This window comes from Kitasatospora sp. NPDC088861 (assembly GCF_044750105.1).
Classification (GTDB): Bacteria; Actinomycetota; Actinomycetes; order Streptomycetales; family Streptomycetaceae; genus Kitasatospora.
In genome coordinates, this window is sequence record NZ_JBIVJF010000005.1 from 146,246 (window position 1) to 165,526 (window position 19,281).

General features: G+C 73.1%; 18 protein-coding genes. 13 read left to right on the forward strand and 5 right to left on the reverse strand.

Translation table 11 applies throughout. The features are described from left to right. Window positions 1-199 precede the first annotated feature (199 nt). The 3 genes from ACIP37_RS12005 (at window position 200) to ACIP37_RS12015 (ending at window position 2,445) form a co-directional block, all read left to right on the forward strand. Window positions 200-1,285: an S-(hydroxymethyl)mycothiol dehydrogenase gene (locus tag ACIP37_RS12005; protein WP_363587547.1), complete on the forward strand. Its 1,086-nt coding sequence runs from the start codon at window positions 200-202 to the stop codon at window positions 1,283-1,285. A gap of 73 nt (window positions 1,286-1,358) precedes the next feature. Further along, entirely contained in the window at window positions 1,359-1,988 is a 630-nt protein-coding gene (locus ACIP37_RS12010; RefSeq protein ID WP_400806008.1) for an MBL fold metallo-hydrolase, read from the forward strand. A gap of 55 nt (window positions 1,989-2,043) precedes the next feature. Further along, window positions 2,044-2,445, forward strand: a complete 402-nt coding sequence (locus ACIP37_RS12015) for a pyridoxamine 5'-phosphate oxidase family protein (protein ID WP_063350534.1) — start codon at window positions 2,044-2,046, stop codon at window positions 2,443-2,445. A gap of 21 nt (window positions 2,446-2,466) precedes the next feature. Here the strand turns inward: ACIP37_RS12015 and ACIP37_RS12020 are convergent, their stop codons facing one another. The 3 genes from ACIP37_RS12020 to ACIP37_RS12030 form a co-directional block, all read right to left on the reverse strand. Continuing rightward, a complete protein-coding gene (locus ACIP37_RS12020; protein WP_400806005.1) occupies window positions 2,467-3,375 on the reverse strand; it encodes a phosphotransferase family protein in 909 nt (302 codons plus the stop codon). A gap of 130 nt (window positions 3,376-3,505) precedes the next feature. Further along, entirely contained in the window at window positions 3,506-4,039 is a 534-nt protein-coding gene (locus ACIP37_RS12025; RefSeq protein ID WP_400806002.1) for a DinB family protein, read from the reverse strand. Next, on the reverse strand, window positions 3,948-5,615 hold the full coding sequence (locus tag ACIP37_RS12030; RefSeq protein ID WP_363587555.1) for a serine/threonine-protein kinase: 1,668 nt from the start codon (window positions 5,613-5,615) through the stop codon (window positions 3,948-3,950). The genes ACIP37_RS12025 and ACIP37_RS12030 overlap by 92 nt, the downstream gene beginning before the upstream one ends. A 224-nt stretch (window positions 5,616-5,839) precedes the next feature. Here ACIP37_RS12030 and ACIP37_RS12035 point away from each other — a divergent pair, with 224 nt between their 5' ends. Then, window positions 5,840-6,394, forward strand: a complete 555-nt coding sequence (locus ACIP37_RS12035; RefSeq protein WP_063350538.1) for a TetR/AcrR family transcriptional regulator — start codon at window positions 5,840-5,842, stop codon at window positions 6,392-6,394. A gap of 221 nt (window positions 6,395-6,615) precedes the next feature. Continuing rightward, window positions 6,616-7,728 carry an agmatine deiminase family protein gene (locus tag ACIP37_RS12040; RefSeq protein ID WP_363587557.1) on the forward strand — a complete coding sequence of 371 codons (1,113 nt, stop codon included), beginning with the start codon at window positions 6,616-6,618 and terminating at the stop codon, window positions 7,726-7,728. On the opposite strand, the gene ACIP37_RS12045 is transcribed toward ACIP37_RS12040, so the two are convergent. Then, window positions 7,725-8,333, reverse strand: a complete 609-nt coding sequence (locus tag ACIP37_RS12045) for a TetR/AcrR family transcriptional regulator (RefSeq protein ID WP_363587559.1) — start codon at window positions 8,331-8,333, stop codon at window positions 7,725-7,727. The two genes, ACIP37_RS12040 and ACIP37_RS12045, sit on opposite strands and share 4 nt — an antisense overlap. A 206-nt stretch (window positions 8,334-8,539) precedes the next feature. Between ACIP37_RS12045 and ACIP37_RS12050 the strand changes: the two genes are divergently transcribed. Then, complete coding sequence (locus ACIP37_RS12050; RefSeq protein WP_363587561.1) at window positions 8,540-9,739, forward strand: agmatine deiminase family protein; 1,200 nt, start codon at window positions 8,540-8,542, stop codon at window positions 9,737-9,739. A gap of 137 nt (window positions 9,740-9,876) precedes the next feature. Here the strand turns inward: ACIP37_RS12050 and ACIP37_RS12055 are convergent, their stop codons facing one another. Then, the gene (locus ACIP37_RS12055) at window positions 9,877-12,996 is read right to left on the reverse strand and encodes a phosphocholine-specific phospholipase C (protein WP_363587563.1); all 3,120 of its coding nucleotides are present in this window, start codon (window positions 12,994-12,996) and stop codon (window positions 9,877-9,879) included. A gap of 268 nt (window positions 12,997-13,264) precedes the next feature. On the opposite strand from ACIP37_RS12055, the gene eccB reads away from it, so the two are divergent. From eccB to ACIP37_RS12090, 7 genes are all read left to right on the forward strand, one after another. Further along, the gene (gene eccB / locus ACIP37_RS12060) at window positions 13,265-14,743 is read left to right on the forward strand and encodes a type VII secretion protein EccB (RefSeq protein WP_363587565.1); all 1,479 of its coding nucleotides are present in this window, start codon (window positions 13,265-13,267) and stop codon (window positions 14,741-14,743) included. Window positions 14,744-14,833: 90 nt separating this feature from the next. Beyond that, window positions 14,834-15,160 carry a hypothetical protein gene (locus tag ACIP37_RS12065; RefSeq protein WP_363587567.1) on the forward strand — a complete coding sequence of 109 codons (327 nt, stop codon included), beginning with the start codon at window positions 14,834-14,836 and terminating at the stop codon, window positions 15,158-15,160. 41 nt (window positions 15,161-15,201) lie between these two features. Further along, window positions 15,202-15,498 (forward strand): hypothetical protein, encoded by a 297-nt coding sequence (locus ACIP37_RS12070; protein ID WP_363587569.1) that lies wholly within the window; start codon window positions 15,202-15,204, stop codon window positions 15,496-15,498. A gap of 21 nt (window positions 15,499-15,519) precedes the next feature. Further along, complete coding sequence (locus ACIP37_RS12075; RefSeq protein WP_363587571.1) at window positions 15,520-15,885, forward strand: hypothetical protein; 366 nt, start codon at window positions 15,520-15,522, stop codon at window positions 15,883-15,885. Window positions 15,886-15,974: 89 nt separating this feature from the next. Next, window positions 15,975-18,380, forward strand: coding sequence for a hypothetical protein (locus ACIP37_RS12080; protein WP_363631969.1), 2,406 nt, complete (start codon window positions 15,975-15,977; stop codon window positions 18,378-18,380). 146 nt (window positions 18,381-18,526) lie between these two features. Next, entirely contained in the window at window positions 18,527-18,979 is a 453-nt protein-coding gene (locus tag ACIP37_RS12085) for a YbaB/EbfC family nucleoid-associated protein (protein ID WP_363587575.1), read from the forward strand. Further along, entirely contained in the window at window positions 18,972-19,274 is a 303-nt protein-coding gene (locus ACIP37_RS12090; protein WP_363587577.1) for a hypothetical protein, read from the forward strand. The genes ACIP37_RS12085 and ACIP37_RS12090 overlap by 8 nt, the downstream gene beginning before the upstream one ends. Window positions 19,275-19,281 lie beyond the last annotated feature (7 nt).

Genomic DNA, 19,281 nt, shown 5'->3' on the forward strand with positions numbered 1-19,281 from the left:
GCGCCCTGTCCTGCGGGCCGCGCCGGGGGTCCGGCGGATATCTCGACGGCATATGACGCCCTCGCGGCCGGTGCGGTGAGCCGGATCACCGGGCCCGCCCCGTCGGTGCCCGTCGCTACGGGCGCTACGCTTCGTGGGCAGTCGTTTGTCGCAGGTCACGCCGGTGCAGAGCCGCATCGGCCGACGGAGGTGGAATCGGATGGCCCAGCAGGTCAAGGCAGTCATCGCGCGCGCCAAGGGCGCGCCCGTGGAGGTGACCACGATCGTGGTGCCGGACCCGGGGCCGGGCGAGGCGGTGGTCAAAATCCAGGCCTGCGGGGTCTGCCACACCGACCTCCACTACCGCGAGGGCGGCATCAACGACGAGTTCCCGTTCCTGCTCGGGCACGAGGCGGCGGGCGTCGTCGAGTCGGTCGGCGAGGGCGTCACCGAGGTCGAGCCGGGCGACTTCGTCGTCCTCAACTGGCGCGCGGTGTGCGGCCAGTGTCGCGCCTGCCGGCGCGGCCGCGCGCAGTACTGCTTCAACACCCACAACGCGAAGCAGAAGATGACGCTGCTGGACGGCACCGAGCTGTCCCCGGCGCTGGGGATCGGCGCGTTCGCCGAGAAGACCCTGGTCGCGGCCGGTCAGTGCACCAAGGTCGACCCGGCGGTCTCGCCGGCCGTCGCAGGCCTGCTGGGCTGCGGTGTGATGGCGGGCATCGGCGCCGCCATCAACACCGGGGGCGTCGGCCGCGGCGACTCGGTCGCGGTGATCGGCTGCGGCGGCGTCGGCGGCGCGGCGGTGATGGGCTCGCGGCTGGCGGGCGCGGCGAAGATCATCGCCGTCGACATCGACGACCGCAAGCTGGAGACGGCCCGCAAGCTCGGCGCCACCCACACCGTCAACTCCCGCAGCACCGACCCGGTCGAGGCGATCCGGGAGCTGACCGGCGGCAACGGCGCGGACGTGGTGGTCGAGGCGGTCGGCCGCCCGGAGACCTACAAGCAGGCCTTCTACGCCCGCGACCTCGCCGGCACCGTCGTCCTGGTCGGCGTGCCCACGCCGGAGATGACGCTGGAGCTGCCGCTGCTCGACGTGTTCGGCCGCGGTGGCGCGCTGAAGTCCTCCTGGTACGGCGACTGCCTGCCCTCGCGGGACTTCCCGATGCTGATCGACCTCCACCTCCAGGGCCGCCTGGACCTCGGCGCGTTCGTCACCGAGACCATCGAACTCGACGCGGTGGAGCAGGCGTTCGAGCGCATGCACCAGGGCGACGTGCTCCGTTCGGTCGTGGTCCTGTGAGCGAGCGTAGCGAGCGAACCATCGAGAGGTGCGCATCGGGCGAAGCACCTGCCGAGCGAAGCGAGGTGGGCGCATGAGTCCGCGCATTGACCGGCTGGTGACGGCCGGGACCTTCGAACTCGACGGCGGCAGCTGGGAGGTGGAGAACAACGTCTGGATCGTCGGCGACGACGAGCAGGCGGTGGTGATCGACGCCGCGCACGACGCCGACGCGATCGAGGCCGCGCTCGGCGGGCGCCGGCTGCTGGCGATCGTCTCCACCCACGCGCACAACGACCACATCGACGCCGCCCCGGCCCTCGCCGCCCGCACCGGCGCGCCGATCCTGCTGCACCCGGACGACCTGCCGCTGTGGAAGCTCACCCACCCCGACCGCCTCCCGGACGGCGAACTCGCCGACGGGCAGCGGATCGAGGTGGCCGGCACCGAGCTGACCGTCCTGCACACCCCGGGTCACGCCCCGGGCGCGGTCTGCCTGTACGCGCCGGAGCTCGGCACCGTCTTCACCGGCGACACGCTGTTCCACGGGGGCCCGGGCGCGACCGGCCGGTCGTTCTCGCACTTCCCGACGATCATCGACTCGATCCGTGAGCGGCTGCTGTCGCTCCCGGCCGAGACGGTGGTCCGCACCGGCCACGGCGACCCGACCACCATCGGCGCCGAGGCCCCGGCCCTGCCGGACTGGATCGCCCGCGGGCACTGACGATGAACGGCCCCCGGAGCACTGCGCGTGCTCCGGGGGCCGTAGCATCGCGATCATGGCCCATGATCCCCGCGACCTCGACGACGCCTTCCTCGCCTTCTGGCGGGAGCGTCACATCGCCACCCTGACCACCGCTCGCCCGGACGGCTCGCCGCACGTGGTGCCGGTCGGCGTGACGTACCAGCCGGAGACCGGGACGGCCCGGGTGATCACCAGCCGCACCAGCCGCAAGGCCCGCAACGTGGCGGCGGCCGGCCCGCAGGGCCTGCGGGTCGCGGTCTGCCAGGTGGACCGGGCACGCTGGTCGACCCTGGAGGGCGTGGCCGTCGTCCGGGACGAGCCGGAGCAGGTCGCCGACGCCGAGCGGCGCTACACCGAGCGCTACCGCGAACCCCGGGCGAACCCGGACCGGGTGGTCATCGAGATCGCCGTCGACCGCGTCCTCGGCCGGCCCTGAGAGCCCTGCTCCCGGGCTTCCTCACGCGTGGCCCGCGCCCATCCTGAGCGCGAGCTCGCGGGCGTGGTCGGCCGCCGCCGGGCCCCGGCCGGCGTCGGGCGCCTCGGAGAGGAAGACGAGCGCCAGCATCAGCGCGGCGTCCAGCCGGCCCACGACCAGGCACGGATCGTCGTCGGCCGGGGCGGTCGCCGTCCTCGCGTACCCGCTGCGGACCGCCGCCGGGTCGAGGTCGTTCTCCGGGTACCGGGCGTACTCGACGAGCCGGCCGAACTCCAGGGCCGGGGGCCCGAGCAGGGCGTTCGACCAGTCGAGCAGGGCGACCGCCCGCCCCTGGTGGCGGCGGATGTTGGCGCTGCGCACGTCGAGGTGCAGCAGGCTGTCCTCGGTGAAACCGGCGAGGTGGCCGGCGATCAGGGAAGCGGCCGGCGGCTCGGGCCAGTCGCAGACGCGGCGGCCGATCTCGGCCCAGCGGCGCCCGATGCGTGCGGCGATCGCCGCCGCCGTGCCGGTTCCCTCCGCCGCGACGGGCCTCAGCTGCGGCGGCGGCACCCGGTGGAGCCGCGCGAGGAGGTGACCCAGCTCGAAGGAGTCGAGGTCCGAGCCGTCGTCGGGGACGTAGGCGGACAGCAGTACGTCGGGGGCGGCCGGGTCGTCCGCCAGGACGAGCTCCCTCGGCTGCGCGACCGGCAGGCCGTGGGCGGCCAGGTGCTTCGCGATGGCGTACTCCTGCCGGAGCAGGGTCCGGGTGTCCACGTGGGGGTCGTTGGCGTTCGACTCGAACCGCTGGCGCGCGAGCCGCACCGCGACGGGCTGCCCGTCCCGCGCCTGCGCCCGGAACACGGAGAACTCCAGTCCCTGGCCGACGAGTTCCAGGCCGCTCAGGCCCCACCGCTCGGCCAGGTCGTCCAACGCGGCGAATCGCTCACTCATGTGCACCTTCGGGGTTTCGCGGTCGCAGGTCGGCCTGCGTCTTTCACCACCAGTGTGAAGGCGCCGGGCGGGCACGTCAGGCGTTCACCGGAGACAGCGCGGGATGGCGCGGGTGCGGCTCCTGCCCGGCTCAGCCCCGGTTGTGGTCGCCGGCCGCGCCGTCGAGGAGTTCGCGCAGGATGTCCATGTGGCCCGCGTGCCGCGTGGTCTCCGTCACCATGTGGATGAGCACCCAGCGCAGCGACACGGCGTCGCCGAACCAGGCCTTGCCCAGGTCGTCGAGGTCGAGCTCGCCGATCATCTGGTCGGCGGCGGCGGCGGCGGCGCGGGCGCGGGCGTAGTAGGCCAGGACGTCCTCGGTGGACTCGTGCGGCTCCACCCTCATGTCGGAGGTCTCGTCGGCCTCCAGGTCGAAGGGCAGGGGCCCCGTCCCGCGGCCGAACGCCTCGCAGAACCAGCCCGGCTCGGCACCCCCCGGGTGCTTGACCAGGCCCGGCAGGTTCGTCCCCGACGGGGTCATCGGTCGCCGCAGCTGCTCGTCGTCCAGGCCGTCCGCCCGGGGTGGCGCCGCGTCAGGCGGAGCGGTGGTAGGAGGTGAGCGAGATCCGGACCGGGCCGTCGTCGGCCGTGGCGAGGATGCGGATGATGGCGATGTCCTGGCCACCCTGGGCGCGGACGCAGAAGCTGCGGTCGGTGCGCAGGGCGTTGAAGGGCAGGGAGGAGACCGGCTGGGTCTCGACGCCCTTGACGCAGTCGGGGAGGGTGAGCCGGCCGGTCGGCGCGACGTAGGCGTCGCTGTCCTCGGGGATGGAGAACTCGCCGGCGTGGCGGCCCAGGTACCAGGTGGAGGCGTCCTGGGCGGTGACCTTCCCGGCCTTGAGGTCGAACTCGTAGGTGGGGTCGGGGGAGGTGAGTTCGAGGTTGGTGTGGACGGCGGTGTACCCGGCGGCCGTCGTGGTGGTGGCGGCGGCGGTGGTGGCCTGGCCGGGGGCCGGGGCGGTGGTGGCGGCGCCGGCGGACGGGGCGAGGCCGGCGGCGACGTTCTGGTCGTCGAGGTCGTCGAGGTACTCGGGATCGAGCAGGACGAACGCGGCCGCGGCGCCGACGAGGAGGGCGGCGGTGGTCAGGAGCACGGTGCGGGTGCGGGTGCGGGTGCGGGTGTGCCGGCGGGCCGGGGCGGCGGGCTCGGGTCTGTCGGGGGCCGGTTGCAGCCGGGTGGGCGGCGGGGCGGGGAGGCCGAGCGTGGTCGGGGCGTCGGCCGCGGCCCGGGCCGGGGAGAGGACGGTGGCGGGCGGGGCGGGTGTGCCGGGCGTGGTCGGCAGGTCGCTGTGGCGGCGGATCGCGCTGCTGACCCGCTGGGGCAGCCAGTCGTCGGAGAAGCGGAGCTCGCCGCCGGTGGCGGGGTGCCGGCGGGCGGCCTCGATCAGCTGGGCGGTGCCCGGCCGGTCCTCGGGGCGCTTGGCCAGGCAGAGCCGGACCAGTTCGTGCAGTCCGGGCGGCAGCTGGGAGAGGTCGGGCTCCTCGTGCACCGCCCGGTACAGCGAGGCGGGCTCGGGCCCGTCGCCGAAGGGGGGAGTGCCGGAGCCGACGTAGGCGATCAGGGCGCCCAGCGCGAAGACGTCGGTGGCCGGGGCGGCGGACAGGCCGAGGGCCTGTTCGGGGGCCATGAAGCCGGGCGAGCCGATCCGCAGACCGGTGCCGGTGAGCGGGCTGGCGTCGGCGGCCCGGGCGATGCCGAAGTCGATGACGCGGGGGCCGTCGGTGGCGACGAGGACGTTGCCGGGCTTGAGGTCGCGGTGGACGACGCCCGCCGCGTGGATCGCCTGGAGGGCCTCGGCGATGCCGGCGAGGAGCAGCAGGACGCTCCGTTCGGGCAGCGGTCCGTAGTGCTGGACGACCTGCTGGAGGGAGGGACCGGGCACGAAGGTGGTGGCCAGCCAGGGAGTGGCGGCGTCGGTGCCCGCGTCGACCACCTGGGCGGTGTAGAGGCCGTGGATGCGCCGGGCGCTGGCGACCTCCTGGGCGAAGCGGTGCCGGAACTCGGGATCCTCGGCGAGTTCGGGCCGGACGACCTTGAGCGCGACCGGCCGCCCGCCGGGGGTGTAGGCCAGGTAGACGAGGCCCATGCCGCCTGCGCCGAGCCGCGCGCAGAGGCGGTAGCCGCCGACCTCGCGGGGGTCGTCCGGGGACAGCGCCTGGAACGCCGTGGGCGACGGGGCGCCGAAGGGCTCTGCGGTCATGCTGGCTCCCAGCGGGTCGTGCGGGTGGGACGGGGGAGTGGCGGAGCGGGGGCGGGGCACAGCGAGGGTGCGGCGGGTGGGCCGGGGCCCGGGCGGACGCCGGTGTCGTGAAGCGCACCGGATCATACCCCGACTGGGATTTCAGTCAGGAATGGGGTCCTCCGGTCGGTCGGTGCCCCGTCCGGGTAAGGTGATTCCTTGTGGCTGACCGTCGAACCTTGATCATGGAAGCGGCTGCGCGGGTCATCGCCCGGCGCGGCGTCCGCGGGCTGCGCGTGGAGGAACTGGCGGCGGAGGCGGGTGTGTCCACCGCGCTGATCTACTACCACTTCAAGGACCGCGCGGGGATCCTCCGCGCGACGCTGGAGTTCATCAACGACCGGGCCGAGCGCTACACGACGGAGCGCGCGGCGGACGCGCCGCCGCTGGACGCCCGGGGCGAGCTGGAGCAGACGCTGCTGCTGGAGCTCCAGGACACCCCCGAGGTGCGGGAGAACAGCACGGCCTGGGGCGAGCTGCGGGCGAGTGCGGTGTTCGACCCCGAGCTGCGGGAGGACCTGGCCCGGGCCACCCTCGTCTGGGTTCAGGAGGTCGCGGAGTTGCTCGGACAGGTGCGGCCGATGAACGGGGCCGCCGCCCTGGCGGCCTCGGCCGAGCGGCTGACCGCGCTGCTGGAGGGGCTGAGCGTCCGTTGGCTCAGCGGCAGCCTGCCGGTGGCGCACGCGCGCGAGCTGATGGCCGGCGCGATCGAGGCCGAAGTGGAGCGACTGCGCGGGTAGCGCGCGTCGCGTTCCGGCCCCGGGCGAGGCGGCCCGGGGCCTTCTCGCGTGCCGGGGCCTTCTCGCGCGCCGGGCCTCTTCCCGGGCCGGGCCTTTTCCCGTGTCGGGGCCGGCTGGGCAGTTCCATGATCTGGAGCTTGACTGAAAATTCAGTCAATGTCAGAGTTGCGGCTGCGGGGCCACCGGTCACTCGGTGGGCAATACTTGATTCGGAGATCGTCATGAGCAACACCCACGGTGACAACCGCTCCCTGTTCGACCGCCTCTTCGGGGCCCCGCCCCCGCACCAGGCGGAGCACGGGCTGCCGTACGCCGGCGAGGCCGGGCTCCCGCAGTGGTGGGTGGACCGCGACGACGTCCCGCACGCCCGCACCTGGATGTCCTGGCCGTCCCGCAAGTCCGTCTGGGGCCGGCAGCTGGCGGGTGTCCAGCAGGACATCGCGCTCATCGCCCGGACGATCGCCCGATTCGAGCCGGTGGTCATGTGTGCCCCGGACGACTACAGCGTCCGGGAGGCCCGGTCCCTGTGCGGATCCGCCGTCACCGTGACGGACGCCGTCCCCACCGATGACCTCTGGATGCGGGACACCGCCCCGGTGTTCCGGCGCGACGGCTACGGGCGGCTCGACGCCGTCGGCCTCAACTTCAACGGCTGGGGCGGCAAGCAGACCCACCGCGACGACGCGGAGGTCGCGCGCGGCATCGCCGAGATGCTCCGACTCCCCTTCTCCTACGCGGAGTTCGTCGGCGAGGGCGGCTCGGTCGAGACCGACGGCGACGGCACCCTGATGGCCACCGAGAGCAGCCTGGTCAACAAGAACCGCAACCGGGGCATGAGCCGGGACGAGATCGAGGAGGCCGTCCTGGAGGTGTACGGCGCGGACAAGATGATCTGGGTCCCCGGGATCAAGGGCCGGGACATCACCGACGACCACATCGACGTCACCTCCCGGTTCGTCCGGCCGGGCGTCGTCCTGGTGCAACTGCCCCCGGCGGACCGCCACGACGTCTGGGCCCGGGACGCCCGCGAGCAGTTCGACATCCTCTCCCGGGCCACCGACGCCAGGGGCCGCCGGCTCCGGGTGATCCGGGTGGACGGCCCCGACACCGTCCGCTCGCGGGACTCGAAGTTCGTCGACTCGTACCTGAACTTCCACGTCGTCAACGGGGGCGTGATCGCGGCGCAGTTCGGCGACGTGTACAAGGACGAGGCCGCCCGGCGCACCCTCGCCGAGGCCTTCCCCGGGCGCGAGGTCGTCCAGCTCGACGTCGACCGCCTGATGGCCGGGGGCGGCGGCATCCACTGCTCCACGATGCAGGAACCGCTGCCTTAGGGCCTGTCCGGTCGGCCCGGGAGACGTTCGGCCCGCCAGCCCGCGATCTCCGTGCCGATCGCCTCGCCGAGCAGGCTGCGCGCGCGGTCGAGCGGCAGCGAGCCGCTCAGCCACCGGATGGAGAGGCCCTCCAGGAGTGCGGTGAGGCGTTCGGCGGAGGCCGCGTGCGCGGGCGCGGTGCCGAACGGGTGGGCGCGGCCGAGCAGGCCGGCGATCTCGTGCACCCAGGTGTGGGTGGCCCTGGCCAGGTCCTCGCGGAGGCGGGACTCGAAGACCGCGCTGGCCCGCAACTCGCCCCAGGCGGTGCTGTTCTCGCGGACCTCGGTGGAGTCCTGGAGTTCCAGCAGCAGGGCCTGGGCCAGTTCGCTCCAGGGGTCGTTCGCGGGCGCCCCGGGCTCCGGTTCGGCGGTGTAGCGGTCGGCCCGTTCGCCGATGAACTCCAGGGTCTCGCGGAGGATCCCGGCGCGGTCGGTGAAGTGGTAGTAGATCAGCGAGGTCGACACCCCGGCCGCGGCCGCCAGTTCCCCCACCCGCAGTCCGCGTACGCCGCGTCGCGCGATGAGTCTCGTGGCCGCTCTCAGTATCTCTGTTCGACGGTCTGGCATGGTGGTCCACTGTACTCGAATTATTGACTGAACTTTCAGTCTCTCCCGGGAGGTGCCCACCCGGCCCACCCGGCCCACCCGGCCCGGCGGATCGCCCGATTCGCCCGATCGGCGCCGCGCGGGCTCGCCGCCGGACCCGCCGGCCGCCCCTACTGTCGGATATCGCCCGTTTCGGGGTGGAATCCGTGTCAACGAGGGGACCTGCCGTGAGAGAACCCGCCCTGTCCCGCCGGGCCGTGCTGCGCTCCGGGGCGGCCGTGGCCGTGGTCGCGATGGTGGAAGGCTGCGGTTCGTCGGGGGCCTCGTCCCCGAAGGACGAGCCGACCACGGCCGCCGGCACGGGCACGGGAGGAGCCGCGAGCGCCGCGGCGTCGTACGCGATGCCGGCCGAGTGGCGTCCGCACACCAGGACGTTCATGGCCTGGCCGGCCCTCGACTCGGTGTGGGGCGACCAACTGCCCGCCGTCCGCCAGGACATCGCGCACGTCGCGCAGGCCGTCGCCCGGTTCGAACCGGTGGTGCTGATGGCCCGACCGGACCAGAGCGCCGCGGCCCGGCAGCTGTGCGGCTCCAGCGTCGAGGTCCTCGACCTGGCGGTGGACGACCTGTGGGCCCGCGACACCGGCCCGACCTTCGTCACCGGCCCGGCAGGGCTGGCCGGCGTCGACCTCAACTTCAACGGCTGGGGCGGCAAGCAGACCCACGACAACGACGCCAAGGTCGCCCGGAACCTCCTCGACCACTACGGGATCCGGCGCATCCAGGCGCCGATCACCGGCGAGGGCGGCGCGATCGAGGTCGACGGCGAGGGCACCCTGATGGCCACCGAGAGCTCGTGGGTCAACTCGAACCGCAACCCGGGCACGAGCCGCGACCAGATCGAGGGGGCCCTGAAGGACCTGTTCGGCGTCCAGAAGGTCATCTGGTTCGCCGGCGTGGCCGGGCAGGACATCACCGACTGCCACATCGACGCCCTGGCCCGGTTCGCGGAGCCGGGCGTGGTCGTCATCCACCGCCCCGGCCCCGACACGCCGCCGGACATCTGGTCCCGCGCCTCCGACCAGGCCTTGCAGGTGCTCGGCTCCACCACCGACGCCAAGGGCCGCAAGCCGCGGATCGTGGAACTCGCCGAACCCGACCTCACCGGGCAGCCGGACCGGGGCAAGGACTTCCTGGCCACCTACCTCAACTACTACGTCGTCAACGGGGCCGTGATCATGCCCCAGTTCGGGGACAAGGCCTCCGACGACCGGGCGGCGGGCGTGCTGGCCGACCTCCACCCCGGCCGCGAGATCGTCCCGGTGAGCATCAACGCCATCGCGGCCGGCGGTGGCGGCATCCACTGCTCGACCCAACAGCAGCCCGAGGCCGCCGGGGCCTCCGGCGGCTCCTCGGGCCCGGCCTGACCGATCGGTCCGAGCGGCCGGGCCCGACCGGCCGACCAGGCTTGACCGAGCGGCCGGGCCTGACCGAGCGGCCGGGCCGCGCCGAGCCCGGAAAGCAGGGGCGGCGCAGCACGGCCGATCGGGCCGTTCCCGGACGGTCAGCCCGTGATCGGCCGGCTGTCCAGGCGGACGTGGTCGACCGCCCAGTACCAGTTGTTGCCCGCGTCGTACATCCGGAACTTCAGCGTCACCGCCTGCGCCCCCGCCGGGACGGCGAGGCGGCGGGTGACGAGGGCGTTCTGGACGTCCTTGCCGGCGTTGTCGTTGCCGGTGGCGTCGGCGCTGTAGAACACCAGGCGGGTCTCCGTGCCGTTGTCGAACACGGCGGTGACGGACGCCTTCTGCGGGGCCTCCTGCCGGTAGTGCGAGTCGAAGGCCAGGTACAGGGTGTCGGCGCCGGCCGGGAGGCGGACGGCGGGGGAGACGAGCGTGGAGTCGAAGACGCCCTTGCGGGAGGGGGAGCCGGTGTCGTCCCAGTCGTCCGGGTCGGCGACGGCGAGGACGCCCAGGCCGCGGGTGAAGTTGCCGCGGTCCTGCCCGGCCGGGGTGGACCACTCCCGCTTGGTGTGGAAGGTCCAGCCCTGGAGACGGACGGTGCCCTGCGGCATGCCGGGGGCGTTGACCACCGACCAGCCCTGCGGCGCCTGAGCCGTCCAGCCGAGCACGCCGTCCTGCGGCTGGAGCACGCCGGCCAGCGACTCGAAGTCCTCGCCCAGCAGGTGGCCGGCCATCACGGGGGCGGGGCGGGCGGCGAGTTCGCCGTCGGCGATCGCGAAGCGGTCGCCGGCCAGCGCCCGGGCGGTGACCAGGATCCGGTGGGTGGCGCCGTCCGGCAGCTGGGCGGGCGGGGTGACCTCCCAGACGGCGGTGGCGGTGGCGCCGGCGGCGAGCGAGGCGGGCGGCGCGGTGACGGCGGTGACCGTCCAGCCCGGCGGGACGACCGGCTGCGCCTCGACGGCGGTGAGCGCGGCGGTGGCGGTGAGCACGGCCGAGACCCGGGCCGGGCGGCCGGGCAGCAGGACGGGTTCGTCGATGGTGCTGGAGGCGGCCCCGAGGGCGACGTCCACGGCGAGCGGGTCGGCCAGGCCCAGGGCCGGGTCGGTGACCGTCCGGTCGTCCCAGGGGAAGCGGCCGGCGATCCGGCGGCGGAAGGTGAGGTCCCCGCGGACGGCCACCGCGACGTCGTACCAGCCCTCGGGCCGGACCGCGAGGTTGACGGTCCGGTCGTCGCCGGCCGCGACCCGCACCTCGCGCAGCCCGTCGCCGTAGGCGAGGTCGCCGACCAGGAAGGTCTGGGCGGTGCGCGAGCGGTTGATCACGTCGACTTCGAGGACCTTGCCGTCGCGCTCCTCCGACAGCGACACCTCGTACGTGGCGGCGGCATCGCCGCGCAGGTGCCACAGCGCGCCGTTGGGGCCGTGGACGCGCAGGTCGTAGCCCTCCGGGCCGACCGTCCAGACGTCGGAGAGCCGGCTCTTCGCGCCGACGGTGTAGTGCCGGGGCGCGCCGCCCGGTGCCGGGTAGACGGCGAACACCGCGCCCTGGCGGCCCTGGTTGACCAGGTCGAGGGTGAGCTCGCCGCCCTTCAGCCGGGGCTTGACCAGCAGGTCGTAGGGCGCCGGGCGGGCCGAGCGGGTGCCGCGCTGCTGCTGCGGGAAGGCCTGCGGGCTGGGCACGGTGGGGGCGGGGAGCTTGCCGGTGTCGACCACCTTCTGCCGGTTGCCGCTGGTGTCGGGCAGCTGCGGCCAGACCGGGTTGCGGCCGGAGAAGTCGAAGACGTTGGTGAGGTCGCCGCAGACGGTGCGCCGCCACGGGCTGATGTTGGGCTCCTGGACGCCGAAGCGCTGCTCCAGGAAGCGCAGCACCGAAGTGTGGTCGTAGACGGTGGAGTCGACGACCCCGCCGCGGGTCCACGGCGAGACCACGACCATCGGCACCCGCACGCCCAGACCCATCGGGTACGGGCCGGAGACCAGGGTCTCGCCGGCCGGCAGGGTGTCGGACCAGGTGAGCGAGCCGTCCGCGGCCTTGACCCGGTACTTGCCGTCCTGACCGACGACCCGGTGGTAGGTGGCGGAGCCCTTGCCGACGCGGACGACGACCTCGCCGTCCACCGGCACGGTCGACTTGCCGCGCCCGGTGGCCAGCGGCGGGACGGGCGGCAGCTGGTGGTCGAAGAAGCCGCCGTGCTCGTCGTAGTTGAGGATGAAGACGGTCTTCTGCCACACCTCGGGCTTCGCCGCCAGGGCGGCGAGCAGCCGGGCGGTGAGGTGCTCGCCGTTCGGCGGCGCGTAGTTGGCGTGCTCGGAGAGCGCGGCCGGGGCGACGATCCAGGACACCTGCGGCAGCTGGTCGGCCTGGACGTCGGCGGCGAAGGCGTCGACCAGGGCGTCGCCCATCGCGAACGGGTCGTTCTTCTTCGCCGGGTCGCCGACGGCCCGCATGCCGCGCTCGTACAGCGGCTCGCCGGGCTTGGCCTTGACGAAGGGGGCGAACCAGGCGAGCGCGTTGTCGTCGAAGTTGTCCAGCGCCTGGTAGGTCTTCCAGCTGACGCCGGCCCGCTCCAGGCGCTCGGCGTAGGTGGTCCACTCGTAGCCGCCGGGGATCTCGGTGTTGTCGGTCACCGGGGTGTCCCGTACGGTGCCGCCGCTGGTCCCGGTCATCAGGTGGTCGCGGTTGGTGTTGGTGTTGCACTGGACGGACGCGTAGTAGGCGTCGCAGGTGGTGAACACCGAGGCGAGCGCGTGGTAGAAGGGCATGTCGGCGCTCTCGTAGTAGCCCTGGCCGAGCCAGCCGCCGGAGCGGCGGGTGACCGAGCCGTCGGCGAGGCCGTCGTTCCAGGCCTTCATGGAGTCCACGAAGCCGAAGGCGGGCGCGCCCTGCTGGTAGGCGCTGGTGTGCGCGGCGTTCATCGGGAAGGGCAGCAGGTGGCCCTCTTTGCGGCCCGGGTCGGGCTGGTGGAACACCGAGCGCCCGTTGATCCCGCGCACCGCCGTCCGGTCGCCGAAGCCGCGGACGCCCGCCAGGGTGCCGAAGTAGTGGTCGAACGCGCGGTTCTCCTGCATCAGCACCACGACGTGCTGGATGTCCGCCAGCCGTCCGGGCTTGGCCGGCGCGGCGAGCGCCTCCTGGACGCTGATCGGGAGGGCGGACAGCACGGCGGCCGCCGCCGCGCCGCCGAGCAGGCTGCGGCGCGACAGTTCGGGCATCGGACTCATCGGGTGGGGCTCCTTGCTGACGGGCGCCGGACCATCGGTTCGACCCGGACCAGTCATGTTTCTAAGTGACCGAGGTGACCGGGGCCGGGGAGTTCGATGACGATCCGATGGCCGCCAAGGGGCCCGGAGCTGTACAGACAACTTGACTTGACGCCGAGCCACGGAGAACCGCGGTCGACGAAGCCCGGTGAACTCTCGCGCCCCTCCGGGCCGTAGCACCGGGGTGGGGGCGCGGAAGCGGCGCGCCCGGACACCGGGGAGGAACTGGATGCAGTCCCGACGCGACCAGGTGCAGGCGCACCTGTTCGTGATGAGCAGGCTGGCCTCCGGCATGCTGCGGGCCGAGCCCGACGCGCCGGACACCCCCACCGGGCGGACCACCCGGGGCACCACGACCGGACTGGCCGTGGCCGTCCTGATCGGGCTCGGGGTCGTGGTGTACGGGGTCATCAAGCCCGGCGGCGACGCCGGCTGGACCAAGCCCGGCACGCTCGTGGTGGTGGAGGAGACGGGCGCCCGCTACCTGTTCGTGGGCGGGCAGCTGCACCCGGTGCTGAACGACACCAGCGCCCGGCTGGTGGCCGGCGACCAGATGGCGGTCGCCCAGGTCGGCCGGGCGTCGCTCGCGGACGTGCCGCGCGGCGCTCCGGTCGGGATCGTCGGCGCCCCCGACGGGCTGCCGCCGGCCGCCGAACTCGCGGGCGGCACCTGGCTGGTGTGCGGGACCGTCCAGCCCGGCCCGACCGGCGCCCCCGCGCCCCGGCTGGGCCTGCTGATGGACCCGGTCAAGGAGGGCAAGGCGCTGACCCCTGGTCAGGCCGTGCTGGTCTCCCTCCCGGACGGGACGGTGCACCTGCTCTGGCAGGGCCAGCGACTGCGCGTCGACACCGCCAACCAGGCCCTGCAGGCACTCGGCTACGGCGGAGCGACGCCCTTCCCCGTCCCGGCCGGGGTGCTGAACGCGCTGCCCGCCGGACCGGATCTCGCCTCCCCCGCCGTCCCCGGGCGCGGCGGCGACGGCCCGGTGCTCTCCGGGAAGCCGACCCGCATCGGCCAGCTCTTCGACGTCGCCGGCGGTGCGCACTACCTGCTCACCAAGGACGGCCTGGTCCCGCTCACCACGACCCTGTACGAGCTGCTGCGCGGCGATCCGCGCACCCAGAAGGAGGCGTACGCGAACAACGCCCCGGCGCCCGCGCTGATCGGCCCGGTCGACCTGGCCGCCCACACCGCGCCGGGCGGGGCTCCGGCCACGGGACTGCCCGAGACGCCGCCGACCCTGGTCACCCCGCTGCACGGCGAGGGGGTCTGCGCCGACCTGCACACCGGCGCCGGCTCCCCGGTCACCGCGATCACCCTCCTGGACGCGGCCGCGGCGGACACCGGCCGCCCGCCGACGGTCCCGTCGGGTGCGGCGGGCGGCACCTGCGCGGTGGCCGACCGGATCTCCGTCCGGCCCGGGCGCGGGGCCCTGGTCAAGGCGGTCTCCGGCGCGGGCACGGGCAGCACCGAGTACCTGGTCACCGAGGCCGGGGTGCGGTATCCGTTGCCCTCGACGGCCGTCGCCAAACAGCTCGGCTACGGGGGCGCCACGCCGGTCTCGGTGCCCGCCCCGGTGGTCGGGCTGCTCCCCGCCGGGCCGCTCCTCGACCCGGCGGCGGTGGCCGACGGGGCCGCCGCCACGCCGACGGCCGCCTCGACGGCCGCCGCCGCGGCCGCCGCGCCCGGTTCGGCCCCGTGCAGCTGAACCACCCGGTCTCGCGGGCCCGTTGAGTCGGTCAGGAACGTGTGCGGGGTCGCAGTCGCGCCCCCGCTCGTGCAGGGAAGGGAGCATGCCGTGGGCACACCGTCCATGTTGACGAAGGAAGACGAGGCGATCCGCCAGGTTCTTTCGAGCCTGGAGCAGCAGATCGAGAACATGGTGACCGCCGGCCGCACGGTCGAGCGGATCAAGGAGGAGCTCGCCGCCGGCTACATCTCCGGGGCGAGCAGCATGTTCCAGTCGAGGGTCGACGACTGGATGCAGCGCTACCAGCAGGTCATCGGTGCCTTCGAGCACTTCGTCCAGTCCACCCAGGGCGCCAACCAGATCCTCACCCAGGCCGAGGACGACGCCCGGGCACACGCCGCGGACGGCATCTACAACGGGCTCCAGGGCGCCTGAGGGCGCGTCGGAAGAGCAGGAAGACTAGGGAAAGCGAACCGATGGACTTCGGAAACATCCAGCTCCACCACGAGACGGTCGAGCAGTCGGCGGCCGAGCTCCGGCAGGCCGGCAACCTGATGCGCAGCAACCTGGACGAGCTCATGGGCAAGCTGAGGGGCGTGATCGACGGCGGGCACTTCCAGGGTGTCGCCGCCACCGCCTTCGAGGAGCTCTCCCGGGTCGTCGCGGCCAACGAGTCGAAGATGGACGAGGACATCGAGGGCGCGGCGGGCACGCTCACCAAGATGCACGACATCATGATCGAATCGGACTACAACGCCGGCAAGCAGTTCTAGTCCGGGCGGGGGCACGCGACCATGGGTGAATCGACGATCAAGGTGACGGTCGAGGGTCTTGAGACCTTCGTGAAGGACCTGAACGCCTTCGAGCAGGACGTCAACGGCCAGAAGACGTCCTGGAGCGAGGTGCCGGCCCTGAAGCCGGGGCGGGAATCGTTCCCCGCGACGAAGGCCTTGAAGGCCAACTTCGACGCCTTCTCCAAGAGCGTGGGCGAATCGATCGAGGCCATCCGGGGCGACGTCGACAAGATCGTGCTCGACCTGATCAAGGCGCGGGAGAAGCTTCACCTCGGAGACGGTGAAGCCCTGACGGAGGCCCAGATGATGGACGTCCTCAAGGACGTTCTCGGCGGAGTCACCGGAGCTCCCGCCCCGCCCAAGTGAGGGCCGTCGTCGGATCGGACGGTTGTGGGGCCGCCCGATCCGACGGCACACCGATGTCCTGACCCGTGTCACCGCGTTCGGAGGAAACCATGGCGGACGAGCCGCCCAAGACAGAGCCGCCCAAGGTCACGTACACCTGGGAACAGATGCTGGAGGCGTTCGCGGGGTCGGACCACAGCGCCATCGTGAAGCGGGGGGACGTCACGGGGCAGCCGTGGATCACCGGGCAGGAGCTGGTGACGGACTCCCGGTACAACAACAACCTGCGCAAGAAGAAGGACGGCCTGTCCACCCACAACGCCGGCTACGACATGTGGGCGGAGTGGGACTACGGTGACGGCAACGCCACCACCGCGTTCACCACGATCCTGGGTGTGACCTACAACTGGCCCTTCTTCGACGACAAGCCCTCCGGTAAGACGGGGAGCGTGCTGCACCTGTTCCATACCGACCCCGGAGAGATCCTCGGCGGGGCCATCTTCCAGGGGGGCCCGGGTAACGACAACACGAACTACAAGACGCTGACCGAGGCGGCGCGGATCCTCGCCCTGGTGGACACGTTCTTCGCGGACAACCGGGCGAAGATCCACCAGTGGGCCGAGTCCGTGGACGGCGCGGGCAGCGATTTCCAGGGCAGTGCGGCCGGCCGGTTCAAGGAGGTCCTGGTCGGGCTGCAGAACGAGTTCAAGACGCTGCACTACCGACTCAGCGGCGACCTCGACGCGTTCAAGGACGACGCCCCCGCGCCGGCCGCGGGCAGCAGCATCGCCGACAAGCTGAAGGCGGCAGGCGATGCGCTGGTCAAGGTCCAGCAGGACATGTACAACAACGGGTACAACCCCTGGCGCGGGTACAGCGCCTTGACGGACCCCACGGGCTCGTGGGCGTACAAGAAGAACGACGACCCGGACAAGCACGCCACGTACGCCTGGCCGGACCTGTGCATCCACTACGCGTTCACGCAGGAAGTCCAGAAGCTGACGGCGACCCGCTACCCGACGAACGACGCCTCAGGGGATTCGTATGAGGCCACGGTCACCGGCGGCTCTACGACCATGACGAGCGGTTCCACCGGAACCGCGTCGGTCGCCGCCTTCGCCACGGTCCTGAACAACGCGGCGACCAAGCAGTGGACGGACGAGGTCGTCAGGGTGCTCGACAAGGCGGCCACCGACGCCGGGACCGCCCTGGCGACCGCCTACGAGGCCGCGGCCAGGGTCCTGATGTCGTTCGCGGCCCCGGGCATGGACCTGGCGCCGGACAAGGTGGACCCCCCGAAGGACGGCCCCGACAAGGGGCCCGGCGGTCCTGACGGCCCGAAGGACGACACCAAGGGCCCGCCGAAGGGCGGCGCCGGTGCTCCGCCGCCGGGCATCGCGCCGCCCCCGCCGCCGAAGCCCGGCGGGATCGGCGGCGGGGGCGGTGGCAAGGGCGGCGGCACCGGGACCGGTGGCATCGGCGGCATCGGTGGCATCGGGGGGATCGGCGGAGGCAACGGCCAGGCGCCGCTGCTCGACAAGAACGGCAAGCCGGTCCTCGACAAGGACGGCAAGCCGATGTACGTCCCGCCGGGGACGACGGTCAACGGCAAGGGCGAACTCATCGGCCCCGACGGCAAGCCGCTGCTCGGCCCCGACGGCAAGCCCCGGCACGTGCCGGTGGGCACCGTCGTGGGCCAGCCGACCACGGGGTCGGGCGGCTCGGGCGGTTCGGGCGGTTCGGGCGGGTCGACGTCCAATACGCCGTTCAAGGTGCCGCCGGGCTCGAAGATCAACGACGACGGCACGGTCACCACCCCCGAGGGCAACCTGCTGAAGGACTCCAACGGCAACCCGGTGGTGCTCCGCAAGGACGACAAGATCGACGCGGACGGCACCGTCCGCACCGCGAGCGGTCGGCCCGTCTCGCAGTTCGAGCAGCTGCTGTCCGACGAGGAGCACGCGCTCTCCGGGCGGGGCGGCGGGCTCGTCCTCGGTGGGGGAGGTGGCAGCGGCGGCAGCGGCAGCAGCTGGACCGGCCTGCCGAGCTCGCTCGGCGGCGGCGGAATCTCCTTCGGCGGTTCCGGCGGTTCGAGCTCCCTCAAGAGCGGCACCGACCTGTTCGGCGAGCCCTTCAGCGGCCAGGGCTCCGGCCCCAAGACCATGGGCGGCATCGCCGCTCAGGGGCCGCCGCGCATCGGCGTCAGCGACCGCCTGGCCTCCGCCCTGGGCATCGACAAGGGGGCGACGGCCGCCGAGGAGGCCATGGCCTCCCGCACCATGGCGGCCGAGCGGGCGTCAGCGGCCGGGCTGGCCGGCGAGGAGGCCCAGCTGATGGGCCGGGGGGTCTCCACCACCGGTGGCGGCGGCCCCATGATGCCGCCTATGGGCGCCGGTGCCGGCGCGGGCGCGGGCGGTCAGGGGGAGAAGGAACGGCAGCGCACCACCTGGCTGGCCGAGGACGAGGAGGTCTGGGGCACCGACTCGGGCGCCGTGACGGGCGTCATCGGCCGCTGACCGGGCGATTCGCGTCGGCGGTCGAACCGCAGGACCCCGCCCATCCGTAGAGAGAACCGTACGACCCCACGAGCCGGCGCGTCCCGGGCCTCACCCCCGTAGGCCCGGGACGCGTCATCGGGATTCGGGACGAGACGGAAGTGCGGGTGAAGGCGTTGTCGTACGCCGAGCAGATCGAACAGGCCATGGCCGCTCTGGAGGAGCAGCAGGCCAAGATGGCGGTGGCCGCCAAGGAGTTGCAGGCGGCCACCGCCTCGGTGACGTCCAAGGACCGGATGGTCACCGCGACGGTCGGGGCGCAGGGGCAGGTGGTGTCCCTGGTCTTCCACACCACCGCGTACCGGTCGATGGCACCGGCCCAGCTGGGGCAGGTCCTGGCCGACGTGCTGAACACCGCGCGGGCCGACATCGGCGAGCGGGTCGCGGAGACCATGGGCGCGTTCAGCGGCCTGGGCGAGGCCCTGCGGGCCTCGATGACCGGCGGGACCGAACTCGACGACCTCTTCGCGCCGCTGCGGGACATGCGGCCCGGCTACGCCGACGAGGCCGCCGCGGCGGACCGCCGCAAGCGCGACCGGCAGGAGGAGTTCCGTGGCTAAGCCCCAGCTGACCGCGATGGCGGACCTGAAGGACAAGTTCGCCAAGTTCGGCCCGCTCTCGGACACCATCGAGGAAGTCCGCCGGTGGACCGACGAGATCAACGAGTTCAACAAGAGCTCGGCGGGCAACGACGACATCGGCAAGGAGTACCACAAGAACGTGGACGGGCCGACCGCCGATCTCGACGACCTGTTCAAGAAGGTGCGCGACCAGGTCGAGGGCGCCGGAACCAAGGGTCAGAAGACCTCCGAGATGCTGAAGAACGCCGACGAGGAAGCCAAGAACCAGAACTGACGATTCG